This window comes from Devosia sp. Root413D1 (assembly GCF_001425235.1).
In the GTDB taxonomy this organism is placed as follows: domain Bacteria; phylum Pseudomonadota; class Alphaproteobacteria; order Rhizobiales; family Devosiaceae; genus Devosia_A.
On the sequence record NZ_LMEA01000001.1, the window covers coordinates 217,200 to 237,717 of the forward strand.

General features: G+C 66.1%; 21 protein-coding genes. 5 read left to right on the forward strand and 16 right to left on the reverse strand.

Features of this window, described 5'->3' with window-relative positions; genetic code table 11:
- Positions 1 to 3: 3 nt before the first annotated feature.
- Complete coding sequence (locus ASC89_RS01040; protein WP_055993955.1) at positions 4 to 741, forward strand: LicD family protein; 738 nt, start codon at positions 4 to 6, stop codon at positions 739 to 741.
- Here the strand turns inward: ASC89_RS01040 and ASC89_RS01045 are convergent.
- From ASC89_RS01045 to ASC89_RS01080, 8 genes are all read right to left on the reverse strand, one after another.
- Positions 720 to 1,658 carry an ABC transporter permease gene (locus tag ASC89_RS01045; RefSeq protein WP_055993957.1) on the reverse strand — a complete coding sequence of 313 codons (939 nt, stop codon included), beginning with the start codon at positions 1,656 to 1,658 and terminating at the stop codon, positions 720 to 722. The two genes, ASC89_RS01040 and ASC89_RS01045, sit on opposite strands and share 22 nt — an antisense overlap.
- Positions 1,659 to 1,661: 3 nt before the next feature.
- On the reverse strand, positions 1,662 to 2,741 hold the full coding sequence (locus ASC89_RS01050) for an ABC transporter permease (RefSeq protein ID WP_055993959.1): 1,080 nt from the start codon (positions 2,739 to 2,741) through the stop codon (positions 1,662 to 1,664).
- Positions 2,738 to 4,261 carry an ABC transporter ATP-binding protein gene (locus tag ASC89_RS01055; protein ID WP_055993961.1) on the reverse strand — a complete coding sequence of 508 codons (1,524 nt, stop codon included), beginning with the start codon at positions 4,259 to 4,261 and terminating at the stop codon, positions 2,738 to 2,740. The genes ASC89_RS01050 and ASC89_RS01055 overlap by 4 nt, the downstream gene beginning before the upstream one ends.
- A gap of 7 nt (positions 4,262 to 4,268) precedes the next feature.
- Entirely contained in the window at positions 4,269 to 5,258 is a 990-nt protein-coding gene (locus tag ASC89_RS01060) for a BMP family protein (RefSeq protein WP_055993963.1), read from the reverse strand.
- Positions 5,259 to 5,616: 358 nt separating this feature from the next.
- The gene (locus ASC89_RS01065; RefSeq protein WP_055993965.1) at positions 5,617 to 6,429 is read right to left on the reverse strand and encodes an ABC transporter permease; all 813 of its coding nucleotides are present in this window, start codon (positions 6,427 to 6,429) and stop codon (positions 5,617 to 5,619) included.
- On the reverse strand, positions 6,420 to 7,595 hold the full coding sequence (locus ASC89_RS01070) for a hypothetical protein (protein ID WP_082533114.1): 1,176 nt from the start codon (positions 7,593 to 7,595) through the stop codon (positions 6,420 to 6,422). Before ASC89_RS01070 ends, ASC89_RS01065 begins: the two co-directional genes overlap by 10 nt.
- Before the next feature lie 199 nt (positions 7,596 to 7,794).
- On the reverse strand, positions 7,795 to 8,784 hold the full coding sequence (locus ASC89_RS01075; RefSeq protein ID WP_055993967.1) for a PQQ-dependent catabolism-associated beta-propeller protein: 990 nt from the start codon (positions 8,782 to 8,784) through the stop codon (positions 7,795 to 7,797).
- Positions 8,781 to 9,194, reverse strand: coding sequence for a hypothetical protein (locus ASC89_RS01080; protein WP_055875042.1), 414 nt, complete (start codon positions 9,192 to 9,194; stop codon positions 8,781 to 8,783). The genes ASC89_RS01075 and ASC89_RS01080 overlap by 4 nt, the downstream gene beginning before the upstream one ends.
- A gap of 171 nt (positions 9,195 to 9,365) precedes the next feature.
- Between ASC89_RS01080 and ASC89_RS01085 the strand changes: the two genes are divergently transcribed.
- From ASC89_RS01085 to ASC89_RS01100, 4 genes are all read left to right on the forward strand, one after another.
- Positions 9,366 to 10,361 (forward strand): ABC transporter substrate-binding protein, encoded by a 996-nt coding sequence (locus tag ASC89_RS01085; RefSeq protein WP_055993968.1) that lies wholly within the window; start codon positions 9,366 to 9,368, stop codon positions 10,359 to 10,361.
- Positions 10,362 to 10,465: 104 nt separating this feature from the next.
- Positions 10,466 to 11,173: an ABC transporter permease gene (locus ASC89_RS01090; protein ID WP_200940396.1), complete on the forward strand. Its 708-nt coding sequence runs from the start codon at positions 10,466 to 10,468 to the stop codon at positions 11,171 to 11,173.
- A complete protein-coding gene (locus ASC89_RS01095; RefSeq protein WP_156384450.1) occupies positions 11,170 to 11,907 on the forward strand; it encodes an ABC transporter ATP-binding protein in 738 nt (245 codons plus the stop codon). Before ASC89_RS01090 ends, ASC89_RS01095 begins: the two co-directional genes overlap by 4 nt.
- On the forward strand, positions 11,904 to 12,653 hold the full coding sequence (locus ASC89_RS01100; protein ID WP_055993972.1) for an ATP-binding cassette domain-containing protein: 750 nt from the start codon (positions 11,904 to 11,906) through the stop codon (positions 12,651 to 12,653). Before ASC89_RS01095 ends, ASC89_RS01100 begins: the two co-directional genes overlap by 4 nt.
- Before the next feature lie 155 nt (positions 12,654 to 12,808).
- Here ASC89_RS01100 and ASC89_RS01105 read toward each other — a convergent pair whose 3' ends face one another.
- From ASC89_RS01105 to ASC89_RS01140, 8 genes are all read right to left on the reverse strand, one after another.
- Complete coding sequence (locus tag ASC89_RS01105) at positions 12,809 to 13,312, reverse strand: thermonuclease family protein (protein WP_055993974.1); 504 nt, start codon at positions 13,310 to 13,312, stop codon at positions 12,809 to 12,811.
- Positions 13,309 to 14,064: a pentapeptide repeat-containing protein gene (locus ASC89_RS01110; RefSeq protein ID WP_055993976.1), complete on the reverse strand. Its 756-nt coding sequence runs from the start codon at positions 14,062 to 14,064 to the stop codon at positions 13,309 to 13,311. The genes ASC89_RS01105 and ASC89_RS01110 overlap by 4 nt, the downstream gene beginning before the upstream one ends.
- 11 nt (positions 14,065 to 14,075) lie before the next feature.
- Positions 14,076 to 14,828, reverse strand: a complete 753-nt coding sequence (locus ASC89_RS01115) for a hypothetical protein (RefSeq protein ID WP_055993978.1) — start codon at positions 14,826 to 14,828, stop codon at positions 14,076 to 14,078.
- A gap of 3 nt (positions 14,829 to 14,831) precedes the next feature.
- Positions 14,832 to 15,440 (reverse strand): c-type cytochrome, encoded by a 609-nt coding sequence (locus tag ASC89_RS01120; protein ID WP_055993980.1) that lies wholly within the window; start codon positions 15,438 to 15,440, stop codon positions 14,832 to 14,834.
- 88 nt (positions 15,441 to 15,528) lie between these two features.
- Positions 15,529 to 17,277 (reverse strand): PQQ-binding-like beta-propeller repeat protein, encoded by a 1,749-nt coding sequence (locus tag ASC89_RS01125; RefSeq protein WP_055875020.1) that lies wholly within the window; start codon positions 17,275 to 17,277, stop codon positions 15,529 to 15,531.
- An 82-nt stretch (positions 17,278 to 17,359) separates the two neighbouring features.
- Entirely contained in the window at positions 17,360 to 18,409 is a 1,050-nt protein-coding gene (locus ASC89_RS01130; protein ID WP_055993982.1) for a LysR family transcriptional regulator, read from the reverse strand.
- Between the two features lie 147 nt (positions 18,410 to 18,556).
- Positions 18,557 to 18,988 carry a cytochrome c family protein gene (locus ASC89_RS01135; RefSeq protein WP_055875014.1) on the reverse strand — a complete coding sequence of 144 codons (432 nt, stop codon included), beginning with the start codon at positions 18,986 to 18,988 and terminating at the stop codon, positions 18,557 to 18,559.
- A gap of 210 nt (positions 18,989 to 19,198) precedes the next feature.
- Positions 19,199 to 20,446: a DUF3422 family protein gene (locus ASC89_RS01140; protein WP_055993984.1), complete on the reverse strand. Its 1,248-nt coding sequence runs from the start codon at positions 20,444 to 20,446 to the stop codon at positions 19,199 to 19,201.
- Positions 20,447 to 20,518: the final 72 nt, after the last annotated feature.

Here is a 20,518-nt window from a genome sequence, read left to right on the forward strand (position 1 = left end):
GCGATGAAGCCGCTCAAGCCGCGCTATCGGCGCACCTGGTCGCGCCCCATCGCGACGCTGACCCGGGGGTTCGCCCGCAATCCCAAGCTGGCCTGGCAGCTGGTGCGCAGCGGCATGAACCTTCGCAACACCCAGAACCTGCGCCGCTTCAGCCTCGCCATCCATGGCCGCGACTTCCTGGCCGACATCTACGCGGTGGCGCGCGAGGTCGGCATTCGGCCCTATCTGATGTGGGGCACCCTGCTGGGGGCGGTGCGCGATGGCCGTCCGATCCCGCACGATACCGATATCGACCTCGGCCTCAGCGCCGCCGACTATGCCCATAAGGTCGCCTTCGTTTCCGGCATGGTCGAGCGCGGCTACTTCTTCGTCCTCGACGAGCGCTACAAGTTCCGCCTGCTGCGCCGCGATTACGTGCTGCACGCCGATTTCGACGTCTTCTATCCGGCCGGCGGCGAGATGATCTGCCTGAACCCCCTCGATGGCGTTTACCAGGGCGCCCGTTTTCCACTCCAGAGCTTCGATCGCCTGCGCGAAATCGAAATCCTCGACGGCCTCAAGGTGCTGATCCCGGATCCGCCGGAGCGCCTGCTCGAAATCATCTACGGAGCGGACTGGCGAACCCCCAACCCCGGCTATGTCGGCACCACCGACCTCGCCAACCCACTCCGCATCGCCAAGGGCGAGCCCATTCCGCCGCTGCCGGAGGGGCCCCCAGGTCAGCCGCCGCCCTTCTCATAGGGCTGACCCAAAGCCGCCGGAGCGCCGCTGCGGGTCGCCGACACCGCCAGCACTACGATGGTCAGCACATAGGGCAGCATGATCAGGAACTGCAGCGGCACGCCGCTTGGCAGCAATTGCGCCCTGAGCTGCAGCGCTTCCGCCGCCCCGAACAGCAGCGCCGCGACCAGCACCCCGAACGGGTGCCGGCGTCCGAGGATCAGGATGGCGAGGGCGATATAGCCCCGCCCCGCCGTCATATTGTCGAGGAACACGCCCGTCGCACTGATCGACAGGAACGCGCCGCCGAGCCCGGCCAGCGCCCCGCTCACCGCCACCGCCGCATAGCGGATGGCGATCGGATCGAGCCCCAGCGTCTCCGCCGCCTCCGGATGCTCGCCTACCGCCTTGATCGACAGCCCGATGGTCGAGCGCTGCATCACCAGCCAGCCACCGAGCACCAGCGCCAGTGACAGATAGGTCAGCGGGTCATGCTGGAACAGCAGCGGCCCGAGGATCGGGATCTGCCCCAGCGGCCCGAAATCGATCGGCGCAAACGGCGTGATCCGCGGCGAGGCGGTGCCCGAGCCGAAGGCCAGGCGGAAGAAATACGCCGAAACCCCGAGCATCAGCAGGTTGAAGGCGATCCCCACCACCACCTGGTTGGATCGAAGCGTCACTGCATAGAACGCCAGCCCCAACCCCGCGATGGCGCCGATCAGCACCGCGACGCCCGCGCCGAGCCATAGGTTGCCGCTGAAGTGCACGGTGATGAAGCCGGTAAAGCAGCCGATCAGCATCATGCCCTCGAGCCCGATATTCAGCACTCCGGACTTTTCCGCGAACATCCCGCCCAAAGCCGCGAGGAGGATCGGGATCGACAGCCGGACGCTCGCGGCGATGAACCCGGCGAGGACCGGATCAGCAAGCCACTCCATGGTTCAGCTCCCTGTCACGGCGCGGCGGCGGAACAGCCGCGGCAGGGCGTTCTGGCCGATCAGCAGCAGCACCACCAGGGCCTGGATCACCGTGGTCAGCGCGCTCGGCACTCCGGCCGCCGATTCCATGGTGGTCGAGCCGATCTGCAGCGCCGCGAACAGCACTGCTGCCGCCAGCACCCCGAGCGGATTGGTCTGGCCGAGCAGCGCCACGATGATTGCCGTATAGCCAAAGCCCGGCGACAGGTTCTCGATCATCCGCCGCTGCACCCCGGCGACCTCGGAGAAGCCGGCGAGCCCCGACAGCGCCCCGCAGATCAGGAAGCCGGTCCACAGCGCCGCCTTGACGTTCATTCCGGTATTCTCGGCTGCGCGTGCATTGTGCCCGACGGCCCGCAGGCGAAACCCCGCCACCGAACGCCACAGGAACACCTGCGCGACGATCGCCACGACGACGACGAGCAGCAATCCGGCATGGAGCCGCGTGCCCTCGAGCAGCATCGGCAGCCGCGCCTCGGCCGCGAGCCGCGCCGTGCGCGCCAAGGGCGAGCCCGGATCCTGCAGCGGCCCATGCAGCAGGTAGCCGACGAAGTAGATGGCGATGTAGTTGAGCATGATGGTGGTGATCAGCTCGTCCGCCCGGAACTTCAGCTTCAGTACCCCGGCGATCGCCGACCAGCCCGCCCCGGCGACCGCCGCCGCGAGAGCCATGGCCGGCAGCACCAGCCATTGCGGCTGACCGCCGAGCTGCAGCCCCATCCAGGCCGCCGCGACACCGCCGATGAACAGCTGCCCCTCGGCCCCGACATTGAACACCCCGGCGCGGAAGGCCAGTGCGATGCCGATGCCGCAGAACGCCAGCGGCACCGTGCGGATCGCTGTCTCGGCGAGCCCATTGGTGCTGCCCAGCGAGGCCTCGAACAGGCTGAGATAGGCGAGCACCGGGTCGCGCCCGATCGCCGCGATCAGCAGCGCCCCGATGGCGAAGGCGGCAAGCACGCAGAGCATGCCCGACAGCACCGAGCGTGGCAGCAGCCAGCGTCGGGCGAAACCGATAGCGGCCGCCGATGCACTCTCGCTCATGCCGTTCTCCCGGCCATCAGCAGCCCCAGTTTCTCGACGCTGAAATCGGCTCGCGCCACCACGCCCGTCACCTGTCCCTTGAACAGCACGACGATCCGGTCGGCCAGCGCCAGCACCTCGTCGAGCTCGGTCGAAATCAGCAGCACCGCCGCCCCGGCGGCGCGCCGCTTGAGCAACTGGCTCTGCAGGAACGCCGTCGCCCCGATATCCAGTCCGCGCGTCGGCTGCACCGCAACCACCAGCCGCGGGTCACGGCTCAGCGCCCGCCCCAGCACCACCTTCTGCTGGTTGCCGCCCGAGAGCGAACCGATGGCCTGTTCAACGCTGCCCAGCCGCACATCGTAATCGGCCACCAGTTGCGCCGCAAAAGCCCGCGTCTCGCCCTGCCGCCGCAGGCCCCAGCGGGCAAAGCGCGGCCGCCCGGCTTCTTCAGCCACGGCATTGTCGGTGACTGACAGCTTTTCGAAGATCGCCGTGCGGTGCCGATCTTCCGGGATATGCGCCAGCCCCGCCGCGATCCGCTCGGCTACCGGCCGGTGCGTCATCTCGACCCCGTCGATCAGCACCCGCCCGGTATCGGGCCGCTGCAGTCCGACGATCGCCTCGGCCAGCTCCTGCTGGCCATTGCCGTCGACCCCCGCCACCGCGACGATCTCGCCGGCGCCGACCGAGAGGCTCACCCCCTCGAGCCGCCGCACCCCGCGCGCGTCGGTCAGCCCCAGCCGATCGACCTCCAGCAGCGGCCGTCCGGCAACGGGCATGCCCTCGAGCTGCGGCAGCGTCACCTCGCCGCCCACCATCATGCGGGCAATCTCGCGCGGTTCGGTTTCGGCCGTCCGCAGCGATCCCGCCACCTTGCCGCGCCTGAGCACGGTGATCCGGTCGGTGACCGCCATCACTTCATTGAGCTTGTGCGAGATGAAAACGATCGCCGTCCCGGCGGCTGCCAGCGCGCGCAGCACGGGAAACAACGCCGCCGCCTCCTGCGGCGTCAGCACCGCGGTCGGCTCGTCCAGCACCAGGATTTTTGCGCCGCGATAGAGCGCCTTGACGATCTCCACCCGCTGCTGGCTCGCCACCGACAGCTCGCCGGCCAACGCCCGCGCATCGACCGCTAGGCCGTAGCGAGCGCCCAGCGCGTCGATCTCGTCGGCCAGTTGGTCGAGGCGCGGAAACCAGGTCCGCACCTCCTTGAGCCCCAAGGCGATGTTCTCGGCGACCGTCAGCGTCGGCACCAGCATGAAGTGCTGGTGCACCATGCCGATACCGAGCCGCCGCGCCTCCAGAGGGCCGTCGATCGTGACCGGCTGCCCGCCGATCTCGATCGACCCGGCCTGCGGCTGGATCAGCCCGGCCAGCGCCCGCATCAGCGTGGTCTTGCCGGCGCCGTTCTCGCCGAGCAGCGCGTGAATCTCTCCCGGCTCTACGGCGAAGCTCACATCGTCATTGGCCACCACCGGGCCGAAGGCGACGCGGATGTTCCGCATCGCCACCGCCGCGGCTGCGATCAGTTGTGACACTGCCCGCTTACTGCACTTCGCTGGTATCGAGCGGCACCTCGAACGTGCCGGCCTTGATCGCCGCGATCTTGTCTTCGACCGCCTTCAGCACCGCCGGATCGACATTCTTGTCGAGCCCGTGGAAATCGGCGAGCCCGACCGAGTTGGCGGCAACGCCATACGACCAGTTCTCGCTCTTCCAGGTACCGTCGATCACTGCCTGGCCGACTGCCGTCACCAGCGGCCCGAGGTCCCAGGTGACGCTGGTCAGCACCGCCTCGGGGCCGAGATGGTTCTGGTCGGTCATGGCGCCGAGCGCGAACACCTTCTTGGTGATCGCCGCATCGATCACCCCGACGCCTTGTGCGGAAAGCACGTCGGCGCCCTGCTCGACCTGGGCAATGGCGGCTTCCTTGGCCTTGGGCGGATCGAACCACGAGCCGATGAAGGTATGGAGTACCTTGATCTCGGGTTTCACCTCCTTGGCGCCCGCCTCATAGGCGTGCAGGTTCGCCAGCATATTGGGCGCCGGCATGCCGCCGACCCAGCCGACCGAGCCGGTCTTCGAAGTCCCGGCCGCCAGCATCCCGGCGAGGTAGGCGCCCTGGTAGTCGGGGTTGGAATAGGTGCCGAGGTTCGGCGCCAGTTCCGCTGCCGTGCCGGCCATGAAGGTGGTGTCGGGGAAATCCTCGGCGGCATTGAGCGCCGCATCGCCGAACGAGAAGCTGTGCGCGAAGATCAGCTTGTAGCCGCGCTCGGCGAAATCACGCAGCAGCCGTTCGGCATCGGCGTCGGTGACGTTCTCGACATAGGCGACTTCCGCCCCCAGCGCCTTGCCGGCGGCTTCGAGGCCGTTATAGCCCACCGAGTTCCAGTCATTGTCGGTGATCGGACCGGGCAGGATCATCGCGATCTTGAGATCGGCGGCCAGCACCGGGGTGCTCAGCGCGGTGGTCGCGACGAGCAGCAGCGCCGCCTGCGCAAAGCGCCGGCGTGAGAGTGTCATGAAGGATGTCATCTGTTCTTCTCCTGTATCGCGCACTGCGCGGGAACGATGGGCCCCGCCAGCCCTTCGTCCCGCATTCGGGGTCGCAGTGCGAGACCCGGATGGTAATGCTGCTAACGTTGTCGTCAATTGTCACAAAGACGTGTGGATGACAGGCAGCCCCTGCGTTGGGCGCATGGCGCCTTCGTCCCGCGATCGCTAGTTCGGTGCCGAAAGAGCACCCCCCACCCTGTCCCTCCCCCGCAAGGGGGGAGGAGACCAAAACACTGACGCTGGTGGGAGCGTCTCCCTCCCCCTTGCGGGGAGGGGACAGGGGAGGGGGTGCTCTGTGCGCACCGGCCTGTCCGCCGCGTGTCGCAAGCAGCTAGCCTCAGTCCCGCTTCACCTTGCGGATCGCCCCGGCCTGCGGATCGTAGCCGCGGGCCGCGAGCAAAAACGCCACCGCCGCACACCCCGCCACCACGCCGAACGAGGTGAGATTGAGCTGGCCGTACATGGCGAAGCGGATCAGCTCCACCGCATGGGTGAACGGGTTCACCACGCTCAGCCAGTAAACGATCTCAGCGCCGGACTCCCTGAGTTTCCACAGCGGGTAGAGCGCCGAGCTCAGGAAAAACATCGGGAACACCACGAAGTTCATCATCCCGGCAAAGTTCTCGATCTGCGGCGTGTAGACCGACACCAGCAACCCGATCGAGCCCAGCATCAGCCCGGCAAGGATGATCGCCGGAATGGCGGTCAGGTAGCCCAAATCCGGCACCCCATAGCCGACCAGTTTCGCAACGATGAGGAACGCATAGGCCTGCAGCAGCGCCAGGATCGTGGCGCCGGTGATCTTGGCGAAGAGGAGGAAGCCGCGCGGCAGCGGCGTCACCAGCATCACCCGCATCACCCCGGCCTCGCGGTCATAGACCATCGACAGCGCCGACTGCATGCACTGGAACAGGATGACGATGCCCACCAGCCCCGGCAGGATATATTCCTGGTAGGGCGTATAGGTCTGGTACGGCGGCACGATCGAGACGCCGAGCAGGTCGTGCAGGCCGGTGGCGAAGACGATGAGCCACAAGGCCGGGCGCACCAGCGCCGAGAGCAGCCGCTCGGTCTGGCGCAGGAATTTGGCGATCTCCCGCCAGGTGATGGCGTAGACCCCAAGCCACAGGTGCTGCACGCTTACTGACACTTGTGCTCCGGCTCATCGGTGCCCAGCGTATCGAGCACGTTGGTCTGGTGCAGAAAACCTTCGAGCGGCGCTTCGGCGATGACGGCGTTATGCGTTGCGAGCACGATCGGGAACCGCATCTGCCCGTCCCACGGCCGGAAGTTGAGCTGCACCCCCTTGGCCCCATCGATCTTCAGCCGGTTGCCGCGGATATAGTCGGCGATCTTCTGGTATTCGCCGGTCCGCGCCTTGGCGTAGGCCGTGACGATGGCCTTGGCGGCGATCCAGCTCGACCAGTCCTGCCCGGTCATCCGCCGCCCCTTGGTCAGCGTCTCGAAGCGCGAGGTCACCTGGGTCGAGCCATCGCGGTCCCAGCTCCACTGCCACTCGGCGGCGACCAGCCCGGTCGAGCCCACCACCAGCCGTGGCAGCTGTGTGTCGTAGGGCAGGTAGCGCGAGAACTCGCCCTGGTGGTCGGCGACGAACACCACGTCGTAGTCGGCATTGCCGGTGATCAGCAGCGAGTTGTTCCGCTCGCGATTGGCCGGGTCGGTGGCGAGGGTGAACTCGCGCTCGTCGACGATATTGAAGCGCTGCCGCTCGGCCGAAGCGCGGAACGCCGCCGCCATCGCCTTGTCGCGCGGCTCGGCCCCCACCAGCATCAGCACCTTGGTCCAGTTGCGGGTACGGAGCAGTTGCACCATGGCGTCGGACAGCATGCGGTCCGAGGCGGCAGTGTGGAGGAGGTTCGGATAGCAGCGCTGGCGCAGGTAATCCTCCGGCGCCGTGGCATTGAGCAGCGTCACCGGCCACTCGCGGGTTTGCCCGGCCACCTGGTCCACCAGCTCGGCCGGCAGGTCGAGAATGACGAACTGCTCCCCCGCCTTCACCATCTCGTCGAGCTTGGCCACCAGCGAGGCCGCATCGGTCGCTTCCTGGTGATCCAGCACCACCTGCTGGTCCACCGCGTCCGACACCACCTTCATCTCCTCGACCCCCATCGTCGCCCCGTCGATCGGGTTGCCGCCGGGCGCGATTTCGATGCGCGTATAGACGAGGTCTGGGTGATAGCGCGGATCGTCCTGCAGCCCCAGATAGCCGATCTTCACCTCTGCAGAAAATGCGGCGCCGCTGAAAAGCAGCGACGCCGCCAGGGGGAGGAGGCGGAGAAGCAGTCTTGATTTCACCCGGCTGCGCCCCAGCGTCCCCTCTCCCCGCGGCGCTACCGCGTCCGCTAGGGGGGAGAGGGTCAGGGTGAGGGGGCCTTGCCCCAAGCGCGGTGCGAAGGAAGGCCCCCTCACCCGGCGCTTCGCGCCGACCTCTCCCCCTCGGGGCGCTACCGCGTCCCCAAAGGGAGAGGTGATCCGCGACACCATCCGCGAGACATCAATCATCGATCACCACCGAATGCGGGACGCGTCCCACCGGCACCGACTTGATCGGCTTCATCGAAGCCATGTCGATCACTGTGATGTCGTCCGACAGCCCGTTCGCCACATAGGCCCGGGACTCGTCGCTACTGAGATCCACCGACCAGGCGCGCTTGCCCACCAGCACATATTGCAGCACGTCGTGCGTCTTGCCGTCGATGATGACGATATGGTTGGCGCGCCCCAGGCTGAGCAGGATCTTGCTGCCATCCTTGGTCACCGCCATCCCCACCGGGGTCACGTCTTCCTCGCGGAAGCCGGGCGGCACGAAGATCAGGCTGTCGCCCTTGATCTCGTTGCTGGCCGTATCGATGATGTAGATCTCCGATGACAGCTCGCAGCTGACCCACAGTTCCGTTCCATCCGGTGTCAGGATGAAGCGGCGCGGCCGGGTGCCGACGAGGATGTTCTTGGTCACCGCACCGGTGGTAGTGTCGACCACATGCACCATGTCGGCAACTTCCGAGGTCACGTAGGCGGTCTTGCCATCCGGCATCACCAGCACGCCCTCCGGCTCGGCCCCGGTCGGGATGTCCTGGATGGAGACCCGTGTCTCCATGTCGATCGCCTCGAGCCGCGAGTCCTCTTCATTCGAGACGTAGATCACCTTCTCGTCCGGCGAGAAGGCGAACACTTCCGGCGACGGCCCGGTGGGGATCGAGTCCACCACCTCGAGGCTCGCCACGTCGATCACGTCGATTGCGTCATCGTCACCACAGGCGACGTAGAGCAGCTCCTTGGCCGCATTGAAGTGCATGTCGCGCGGCCGCCGCGAGGTGGCGATGCGTTTCACCACCGCCAGCGACTGGTCGAGCACCACCACTTCGTTGCCCTTCTCGGTGGAGACGAAAATCATCCCCGTACCCTTGGCGACGGCACGCCGCACCGCGCTTGCAGCAAGCAGTGCCGTCGCCGTCGCGACGAATGTGCGTCGGGTGAACCTCATTTGACGATGAACTTCCCCTTGAGGCCGCGGTTCTCGTAGCCCGGCACGTAGATTTCATACTCGCCCGGCCGGATCGGCACGAACGAGATGTTGAAGGTACCGGCATCGTCGAACTCGATAGAGTAGAGGCCCCACACCTTGGTCTCGAGGTCGTTGACGACGATCTGGTTGATCCACGAGTTGCGGAACAGCTCGGGCGCCACTACGGCGATCTCCTCATTGCCATCCGAGGTGATATCGAGCTGGTAGTATTTGCCGGTCTCGAGCTCCCACACCTCCTGCGAAAACTTCAGATCCACCGTGTTGATTTCGAGCGTCAGGTCGGTGCCATTGGCGGCCAGATTACCCTCCGCCTGCGCCCCACCGGTGAACAGCAGAGCAGCAGTCGCGGCGACGAGAAGTTTGTGCATTTGGTGGCCCCCCATAGGCAGTTTCGATCAGCGTTATCGCAATTTACAATCTGCTGTCCCGACACGCACCAGCAACCCGCCAGCCGCAATACATGATATAGCCAAGCCCAATGATCCCGGGTGCTAGCGCTGCACCCACCACTGCTATTCTCGCGTTACCAGGGAGGAACCATGCGCAAAATTCTACAGGCCGCTCTGCTGGGGATGACCCTCGCGATCGGCTTCACCTCCGGTGCCTTCGCCCAGCATGGCGAGCCGGAAAAACTGTCGCTCGGCGTGCAGGCCACCGGCACGGTGAAATGGGAGCTGGCCGCCATGCAGGCGCTCGAGCTCGACAAGAAGCATCACCTGAAACTCGACATCCGCGACGTCGCTGACAGCAAGGCCGGCCAGATCGCCCTGCAGGCCAAAGAGGTCGACGTTATCCTGTCCGATTTCGTCTGGGTCTCGATCCAGCGCCACCAGGGTAACATGGTCACCATGGTGCCGCACTCGCTGACCGTCGGCGGGCTGATGGTCGATCCCGCCGCCGGCATCGCCAGCGTCGCCGATCTCAAGGGCAAGACCCTCGCCGTCTCCGGCAGCCCGGTCGACAAGAGCTATGTCATCCTCGCCGCCTATTACAACAAGCTGACCGGCGGCAACCTCACCGAGGATGCCGATGCCAAGTTCGGCGCTCCGCCGCTGGTCAACGAGCTGATCACCGGCGGCCAGGCCCAGGCGGCGCTCAACCTCTGGAACTGGAACTCGCGCGCCAAGCTGGCGGGGAAGACCGAGCTGATCTCGGTCGCCACGATGCTCGCCGATCTCGGCGTCTCCGAAACCCCGCCGCTGCTCGGCTGGGCCTTCTTCGACGAGACCGGTCGCGACAAGAAGGCCGCCATCAAGGGCTTCCTCGATGCCAGCTTCGAGACCAAGAACGCGCTGCTCACCGACGATGCACTGTGGGACAAGATCCGCGACGTGATGAATGTCGGCGATGACGACAAGCTGTTCGCCCAGCTGCGCGATGACTACCGCGCCGGCATCGTCACCAAATACGCCGCCTCCAGCATGCAGCCGGCCGAAGAATCCTTCGCCGTCATGGCCAAGTTCGGCGGCCCCGACGTCGTCGGTGACTCGACCGAACTGGCCGACGGCACCTTCTGGAAAGGCTATCGCAAATAGCCGTTGAACTGCGCGACGGCAGGACCGCAGCCGTAATCCCTGACAAGCAGCAGCAGCGCGCGGCGAGACGAGGCATCCCCCTCGAGCTCGTCAGCCTGCTACTGTTGCTGGCTGCCTGGCAGATCCTCGCCATGCTGTTCCCGTCGCGCCTGTTCCCCACCCCGATCGACGTCGGCGCCCATGTCTGGACGCTGGCAACGACGGGAAAGCTCCTGCCCGATCTCGGCAAGACCCTGACCCGCGCCGTCATCGCCTTCGTCATCGCGATGGCGCTCGGCACCGCCATCGGCATCGGGCTCGGCCGCTCGCGCGTCGCCGACCGGCTGTTCTCCGCCTGGGTGGTGGTCGGCCTCAACGTCCCGGCGATCGTCATCGCCATCGTGCTCTATATCTGGCTCGGCCTCACCGAGTTCGCGCTGATCCTTGCCGTGGTGCTCAACAAGCTGCCGCTGGTCATTGCCACCATCCGCGAGGGGGTGCGCAGCTTCGATCCCGCCTATGACGATCTCGGCCGCGCCTTCCGCATGCCGTTCCTGCGCCAGTTGCGGTTGATCGCCGTGCCGCAGCTGATGCCGTTCGTCCTCGCCGCGGCGCGCACCGGGCTCAGCCTGATCTGGAAGATCGTCCTCGTCTTCGAGGTGCTGGGCTCCGATGGCGGCGTCGGCTTCCGCATCTCGGTGTTCTTCCAGTTCTTCGACATCAAGGGGATCTTTGCCTACACCACCGCCTTCATCCTGGTGGTCTTCGTCTTCGAGTACCTGATCCTCCGGCCGCTCGAGCGCCGGGTGCTGAAATGGCGGCAGCCGCGATGAGTGGTCCCCGTCTCGATATCGCCATCGCCGGCAAGCGCTTCGATTTCCTGCCCGAGCCGCTGCTCGAGCGCTTCGAGCTCATGGTCGAGCCCTCCTCGGTGGTGGCGCTGGTCGGCCCCTCGGGCGTCGGCAAATCCACCCTGTTGCGCATGGTCGGCGGCATCGACAGGCTGTTCTCGGGCAACATCAGTGTCGACGGGACGCCAGCTGCCGCTGCCCCTCCCGCAGGGTTCGTATTCCAGGATGCCCGTCTCCTCCCCTGGCTCACGGCCAACGACAACATCCGCGCCGTCCGCCCCCAAACCACCGAGGCCGAGGCCATCGAGATGCTCGGCCGGGTCGGCCTCAGCGGTTTCGAGCACTACTTCCCGCACGAGCTGTCGGGCGGCATGCAGCGGCGTGTCGCGCTGGCTCGCGCCTTCTCGGTCAATCCGCGTCTCCTGCTGCTCGACGAGCCCTTCGTCTCGCTCGACCGCACGCTGGTGCGCGAGATGGAGGAGGTGCTGTTCGGGCTGATCGCGGCGAGCCGCCCCACCGTGCTGCTGGTCACCCACCTGCCCGAGGACGCGGCGATGCTCGCCGACCGCGCCATTGTGCTGAGCGGCCGCCCCGCCCGCATCGCCGCCGATTACCGCTTCGATATCCCGCGTGGCCAACGCAGCCGCGAGCAGCGCGAGGCCATCGCCAACCAGATCGCCGCCTCGGTCGGCACCGGGGAGCATCAGCTGCCATGACCGATCCCGTCCTCACCCTGACCGATGTGAGAAAGTCCTATGGCAGCCACGAAGCCCTGAAGGGCGTCTCACTCGACATCGCCCCGGGCGAGATCGTCGGCCTGCTCGGCCCCAACGGCGCCGGCAAATCCACCCTGTTCCAGATCTGCTCGGGCCTGTTCTCCCCCGATGGCGGCGCGGTCAGGCTGTTCGGCATGGGCTACAAGGACAACGCCTCCGAGATCCTCAAGCAGCTGGGCGTGGTGTTCCAGTCGCGTTCGCTCGATCTCGATATGAGCGTTCGCGCCAACCTCAAATTCCACGGCAACCTGTTCGGCCTCTCCGGCAAGCTGCTCAACGAGCGCATCGACAGCGCCGCGGCGTTCTTCGCCGTCACCGAACTGATCGACAAACCGGTCCGCACCCTTTCGGGCGGCAACCAGCGCCGCATCGAGATCGTCCGCGCTACCCTCAACATGCCCTCGCTGCTGCTGATGGACGAGCCCTCGGTCGGCCTCGACCCCAGCACCCGCAAACTGCTCGGCCAGCACATCCGCGGGCTGCGCGATACACACCAGACCTCGATCCTGTGGGCCACCCACCTGGTCGAGGAAGTCGAACACGCCGACCGCATCGCCCTGATCGTTGCCGGCAAGATCATCCGGGTGGGCACACCGGCGGAGATCATCGCCCCGGCAGGGACGGAGACACTGGCGGATGCCTATATCGCGCTGACCGGGGTGAAGCCGGTGGCTGTGGTGGAGTAACTGCTACCGCTGGTGGCTGTGGACCCCCACCCTTAATCCCTCCCCGCAAGGGGGAGGGAGACGCGTGCTGCAATGTCGGTGTGAGGGTCTCCCTCCCCTTGCGGGGAGGGGACAGGGGTGGGGGTCAGCGCGCGCCGGCCCATCATGCGGCAGCCCTACCTATAATTCCGCGGATCGGTCTTCCTGAACTCCCACGGCGCATCGATCTTCGCCCCCGGCTGGAACACCCCAATCGCCGCCGCCTTGGCTTCCGCCTCCTCAGCCAAGTAATCGTCGCCCTGCTCGACGAAGGCTCGCGCCATACCGAGCCGTACCAGCTCGGCGCCGATATCCTTGCCCGCCGATATGCACACTCCGTAACGCCGGTTGAACTTGTCCGGCTCGCCTGGCGTCAGCGTGCAGCTGGCTTCGCCCGAGGCAATCAGCTCGCCCAGCGCCTGCCGCGCCGCGCCATAGCAATCCCACAGGAGGTCTCCGACAAAGCATTTCTGCGGCCGCTCCGGGGCGTCCACCGCCCAGAGGATCACCCGCTGCTTTTCCACCATGACGATATCGGCATCGACCACCTTGGCCGCCCCGCTCACCACTTCCTGCGCCGTAGCACCCGACACCGCCGAGATCAGCGCCAACGCGGCAAGGCTCAGTTTCCCATGCATCATTCCGCCCCCTGCACCCGCCCGTCCGGCAGGATATTGCGTGTGTACGTCGCGTCGGCAAACTGCTCGAGCTTCAGCCTGGCCCGAGTGAAGCGGTTGTCGCTCAGCACCGCGCCGGCAAAATCGGCATTATCGAGCGCCGCGCCGTAAAAGTCGGTCTGCGACACCTTGGCGTCCGCGAAACTGGCTCCCGCCGCCGTCGCCTGCAGGAACCCGGCGCTGGTAATGGTGGCGCCGTCGAATTTCGTCCGGCCGAGACTCGCTTTCTCGAAATTAGTGCGCTCCAGCGAGGCGCCGGTGAGGTCGGCATTGTTGAGCCGCACCTCCTTCATCACCGCCCAGTCGAGATCGGCGCCGCGGAGGTCAGCGCCGGTCAGCCGCGCATGCTGCATGCGCGTGGCGGTGAGGTCGGCCCTCCCAAGCTTGGCGCCGGACAGTTGCGCCTCGTAGAACATCGCGTCCTTGAAATGCCCGCCGCTCAAGTCGGCGCGGCTCAGATCGGCGAGGTTGAAGTTGGCCCCCTCCGCCATTGCCCCGCTGAGCTTGGCGCCCTTGAGGGTGGCGCGGTGAAAGCTGGCATTGCTGAGGTTGGCCCCGCTTAGATCAACGCCGCTGAGGTCGAGCTTCTTGAAGCTTTCATTGCTCAGATCGCACCCGCGACACTCGGTGCGGGCGCCGCTCCGCAGCTCGTCCGCCGGGCTGGCCAAGGCTGCACCCGGCACCAGCACCAGCAACGCCAACAGCCCCATGCGCATCGGGTCTCTCCTCATCGTACTGGCCTCGTATCCGGCTCGTACGGCTTCTGCACCACCTCGAGCCGCGTTGCTGACTGGAAGTAGTTCTTGTTGACCTGCTGGGTCTCGAGGTTGATCGAGGTCTGCCCCTTCTTGCGGAAATAGGTGGCCTCGAGCCGCATCCGTGCGTCTCCCTCCGGGCTGTCCGCCGTGCAGATCTCATGCACGAAGATCTTGCCCACCGGCAGTTGCCCGTCGGCCGGGGGCAGGTCCTCGCAGCTCTGCGCCCAGCGCCCATAACGCGACTTGAGGTTGCGCGACAGCGTCATCGCCACCCGCCGCTCGCGGTCCGCCGCCCGCTCGTCGGTGACGACGCGGATGCCGCGCGCTATCCCCTCGGCGTCGATCAGCACCGAGAACACCACCGGATGGGCATAGATCGAGTTGCCGCCCTGCATGACGCGATACTCGGTCTCCAGCGCCTTGGCGATGTAGTCGGCCTCGTCGTCATTGGTGAAATACACCTCGTGCAGCCCGCTCTGTTCCGCCGGGCACTTCTCGAACTCGGAGAAATCCTTGAGCGGCGTCGAGGGCGGCCCGCCATTGGTGCCGCAGGCGATCTCGGCGATTTCAGCCGGCGGGATCTGGCTGACGGGCAACCCGAACTTGATGTCCCAGATGGTGTATTTCGGCACGAGGTTGGCGTCGAACTGCGCCAGCGCCGGCGGGGTCACCGCCAGCGCGCCGAGCACACCAAGGCAAAGTCGCAGCAGGCCGAGCCGCATCGCTTACTTCTTCAAAAAGGCGCAGGCCTTCTCGGCCGAGGCGCCGAAATAGAAGGCGCAATCCTCGTAGGTCGCCTTGGGCTTTCCCTGGATGTGGGTCTGGATGTAGGCGACGAGGCTGATGATATCTTCCTTCTTCAGCGACTTGCCCTTGTGAGGCATCTGGCCTTCCTCGAAGTCGGCCTTGGTCATGCCGTAGCAGCGGTCGTCCTTATAGGCCGAGGCATCGTGATAGGGCATCGGCGTGCCCGGTATGCCGCAGCTGATGATCTCGATGAAACCCTGCGCATCGAGGCCAGAGTCGCGCAGCAGCGCCGCGGCGCCTTCCGAGCGCGGGTTCTTGCCCAGGCCATTACCGTCCCAGCCATGGCAGGAGACGCAGTTGCCGCCCTTGCTGCCATAAACTACGACGCCGCGGTTGATGTCGGCGCCGGCCAGCAGCGGATCGAGTTCGACCGCCGCGGCATCGGCCGCCGGCGCCTCGGCGGGAGCGGCAGTCTCTGCTGCCGGGGCGTTGGCCGGCGGCTGCGCGGCATGGAGCGCCAACGGGGTGACCGCGATGAGGCCGGCCGCGACGAGCAGCGCCAGGGATTTGCGGTTGAGGAGCGACATCTGAGGAACTCTTCTTTCTTCAATGAGCTGTGCCGGGCGGTAGGAAACCGCCCGGCATCGTTAGCTTGGGGATGGTCGCGGGCCGCTGTCAGAGCGCGAACACGTAGAGCACGTTGGCCGCGGGACGGTTGGCGAGCTCGGGGTAACCGAAGGTGGTCACGGCGCTGCCGCCGGCCGCGATCGCGATATACTCCTTGTCGCCGACCTTGAAGGCGATCGGCGGAGCGCTGAACGTGCCGCCCATGTTGATCGACCACTTCTGCTCGAGCGTCTTGGCGTCATAGGCGCCGAAGGTGCCATCCATCTCGCCGGTCCACACCAGGCCCGGCGTGGTCATCACGCCGGCATAGTTCGGATACGGACGCTCGATCCTGGCGACCTGCTTGCCGGTGGTGACGTCGAAGGCGAAGATCGAACCGGTCTGGGCGCCGGAAGCCGCCGCCGCGCCACCCGCGAAAGTCGTCGCGCCGGGCACCACGTCTTCGGGAGCGCGCACTTCGATGGTCAGGTCGGAACAGCCTTCAATGCCGGCGCCGTAGGCGATGTTGGAGGTCGAGTCGACCGCCGGGGGCCAGAAGTTCATGCCGCCCTGGATGTTCGGGCAGGTATTCACCGTCTCGCCGCCACGACGCATCGTGCCATTGGCATAGACCTGGAGCGGCTTAGACGCATCATACTCAACCGGCTTGCCAGTCTTGGGGTCGATGCCCTTGGTCCAGTTCAGCTTCGACACATAGGGGTTGGCCGCGATGAACGATCCATTGGTGCGATCCAGCGTGTAGAAGATGCCGTTACGGCCGAAATGCGCCAGGACCTTGCGGTCTTCGCCGTCGACTTTGGCGTCGACGAGCAGCTGGGCGCCGACTTCGTCATAGTCCATGTAGTCGCCGGGGGTATACTGGAAGTGCCACTTCAGCTCGCCGGTATCGGCGTCGAGCGCCACGGTCGAGTTGGAATAGAGGTTGTCGCCCGGACGATATTCCGGATCGTACATCGGCACCGGGTTGCCCGTGCCCCAATAGGTCACGTTGCTGGCTTCATCATACGAACCCGTCACCCAGGCCGCCGCGCCGCCGGTCTTCCAGCAGTCCGGGTTGCCCGACTGGTCGCACAACCAGGTTTCGGAGCCGGGCTGGCCGGGCTCGGGAACCGTGTAGAAGCGCCAGACTTCTTCGCCGGTCTTGGCGTCGAGCGCCGCCACCCAGCCGCGGGTCGCCCAGTCGCCATAGGACTGGCCGACGAGGATCTTGTCCTTCACCACCAGCGGCGCATTGGTGAAACCTTCGCCCGGCTCCTTGCCGACCTGCTGGTCCCACACCACGTCGCCGGTCTCGTCGTCGAACGCCATGACGCGACCGTCATTGAGCGCGGTGATCACCAGGTTGTCGACCAGCGCCAGGCCGCGCGAGGCGAGCAGGATGCCGCGGCTCGGGTCCTTGTCGACGCCGGTATCGCCGACCCACACGGTCTTGCCCTGCTTGCCGTCCGAAGCGTCGATCTTGTAGGGCGTGCCCCAGGGGTCGGAGATGTAGAGGAAGCCGTCCTTGGCGAGCGGCGTTGCTTCCATCGAGCCGGCGCCGAACCCGGCCGGCTCCGAGCCGCCGAGCGGCACCGCGAAGGCGAGCTTCAGGCCCGAGACGTTCTCGGGAGTGATTTCGCTGAGCGGTGAATAGCGGTGCGCGTCATAGGTGCGATGCACCATCAGCCAGTTGCCGGCTTCCGCTTCGCTGCCCGCGGCGGAAAGCCGCGCGGCGGTCACATCCGCAGCGAGGGCCAGCCCCGGCAGGACCAGCATACTGCCAGCCAACATGGCGGACATCAGGTGTTTCAGGTGCATTGGTCTCCCCCTTCAGGATCGTTCTTGTTTGGCACACTGGCGCCACATAAGACCGATGCGCGGGGGAGTTTGCCTATGTCATCTATTGGAAATTCTGCTGCACCCCGGCGGTTACCCGCCCGCCCACCAGTTCCTTTTCCAGCCGAGCCCGCTCCGGCGTCGGCAGCTCCAATACGCTGTCCGCAGGGACGTTCTGGGCGTACTCGTGCCGGCAGAAGTCGGTCAGCCGCTTGAAGATATTGGCATAGCCCGGCAGCGTCATCAGGTGCTTGGGCATGGCGAGGACGATCGAGCGGTCCATGCCGCTGAGCGTATAGACCCTGAGCCGCGCCCGCACCGAGTTGGGGAGGCTCGGCAACAGCGACAGCGGCACATGCGTCGTCGCGAGGCCCTCCGCCACGATATCGGTCGCCGCCACATAGGTCATCGCCGAGAAGGCCGGCGTCGCATAGGGCAGGTTCGAGCGATACCAGGCGTCCGACACCGGACGCATCGGCACATTGGCGCTGATCTCGACATAGCGGGTGAGCGAGGCATCGAGCTGCGACGCCTTCACCCCCTTGGTCAGCGCCTTTTCCAGCATGCCGCCCGGCAGGTCCGCCGGCACCAGCAGCACCATCGGATCGCGGAACAGCAAGGCCGTGGCAAAGCTCGAGCGGTCCTCGGCCAGCGCTTCGTCGTTGACGATCACGCAGTTGAGCTGGTGCAGCCGCAACTGCTCCACCAGCTCGCTGCTGGTGGTGGCATAGCTCACCTCGAACTTGGCAAAGCCCTGCTCGTCGCTGGCGATGCGCGCCGCCGCCGACAGGAACCGCCCGCGCAGCGTGGGCGACAGCCCGATCCTGAGGAACACCCGGTTATCGACATAGCGCTTCTCGTGTTCGTCGATCGCCTGGTCGAACTTCCTGAGCACCTCGTCGGAGAACTTGAACCAATACTCGCCCGACGGCGTCAGGCTGACCGTTCCGGTGCGGTTGCGATTGATCAGCTGCGTGCCCAGCCGCTCCTCGAGCTTGGCCAGCTGCTGGCTGATCGAAGGCTGGCTCAGCCCGACGCGCCGCGACGCTTTGGTGATCGATCCTGCGATCACCACGGCGCGGAAGATCTGCATCTGCTTGAGGGTGATATCCATTGTGGCCCTGAATGGTGGGCGCTTATGTCATCACAATACGACACATTCGATAAGGCAATATAAGGTCGCATACCCCCCATTTGCGGGGTGCGCAGAAACGCCCTCCCCGTTTCCGGAGAGGGCGTTGATAACGCTGTCAGATTCGACTTACTGCGCCGCGGGAGCAGCCGGCTCGGCGGGCGCCGCAGCATCGGCCGGAGCGGTCGAGAAGGTCTGCAGGTAGGCCACGATATTATCGAGGTCGGCCTGCTCCTTGAGCCCAGGGAAGCTCATCTTGGTGCCCTTCACGAAGTCCTTGGGCTTGGTGAGGAACTGGTGCAGCGTCTCGGACGACCACACCAAACCACCGGCGCCCGCATCGGTCATCGCCTGGGAATACTTGAAATCAGGGGCGGTGCCGGCGACGCGGCCGAACAGCTCGTTGAGCTCCGGCCCCACCTTGTTCTTGGCGCCTTCGCCCACCGCGTGGCAGGACGCGCACTTCTTGAACACATTGGCGCCGGCCGCCGCATCGCCTTGGGCAAAGGCCGAACCTGTCAGCAGGGCCGATACCACCAAACCAAGAGCCAGGACTTTCATAACGTTCCTCCAAACAGCCGCCGTACGACACGCGGGCTTAGTCACATGGGCAATCTCTGGCGGCCCGTAAGGTTGCAAGTCAAGCGACCGCACGTCGCAGGGGCGGAGTGTACCAGCCGCCGCGACCTCGGTCAGTCCCAGTGGCATGCTGCTTGCTTACCGTGAGGGACCGCAACCATCCCCGCCCACCGGTGGTTTGCCAACCTGGCCTCACGAATGCCGGCTCCGCAACCTCCGGATGCCCAGAAACACCAGCAGCACCACCACCGGCGCCGACACCGCCAGCATCTCGCCCTTGGTGAATGGCAGCACCTCGTGCAGCCCCTCGAAGATATAGCCCAGGATCCCCAGCGCGTAATACGAGATGGCGATGATCGACAGCCCTTCGACCGTCAGCTGCAGCCGGTACTGGCTGCGGCCGGTCTGGCTGATTGCATCGAGCACCGAGCGGTTCTGCGTCTGGATCGACAAGGTGATCCGCGCGTCGAGCAGCGAGATCGAGCGCCGCACCTTCTCGGTCAGGCCGCTCAGCCGCTTCTCCATCGCCTTGCAGGTGGCGAGCGCCGGCTGCACCCGGTTGTTGAGGAACCGCTCGATGGTAGTGAACTCGCCGATGGCGTGTTCACGCAGCCGCGTCAGCCGCTCCGCCAGCACCTCGCCATAGGCCTGCGTCGCGGCGAAGCGAAAGCTCGTCTCCTCGACCGTGCGGCTGATATCGACGCTGAGCTTATGCAGCGCCTCGAGCGACAGCTGGTGGTCCTCGGCGGTATCCCCGCCCTGCCCGACCTGCTGCATGATCGCCGCCAGCTGGTTCTCGTAAGTCGCAACCCGACCGCCCATTTCGCGCGCCAGCGGCAACCCGATCAGCGCCATCGTCCGATAGGTTTCGATCTCCAAAAGCCGCCTGACGATCACCCCGATCCGCAACTCGCCGCTGCGCCCCGCCGCCACCTCGAAGCGGGTGAAGCCGTCCGCGTCGAGATGGAAGTCGGTCGCCGCCTGCGCCCCATCATCGAAGATCGACGAGTAGCAGAGGCTGAGCGGATTGAACCCGGCGAGCGCTGCCGCTTCGATCGTGTCGGTCGGCATCACGTCGATGCGGGTGGCGAACACCAGCAGCAGCTTCTCGTGCAGCTCCAGCCCGATTCCCGTCGGCTTGGCGTCCCAGTCGTCCGCCGCGCCGCTCCAGGTCATGGTGGCGAACTCGTTGTGCAGTTCCCACGTCACCTGCCGCCCATCGCGGCTGAAGGCCAGCTGCCGCGCCCAGGCCGGCCCTTCCGGCGCCACCCCGGCTACCACCGCCATCTGGCCGTGCAGCGCCCTCAGGTCGCTGCCGCCATCGGCGCTCATAAACGCCAGCCGCCGGATGCGGATCGGCGGGGTCATCCCCAGCACCGGCCGCGCATGCGTCTCCGCATCGATCAGCCGCCGATAGCTATGCTCACGCCACTCCGTCACTGCCCGCCACCTCATAGCTTTCGGCCACAGCCTGAACGCAGCCGCGTCGCGCAGCAATCGTCACTTTGTCGC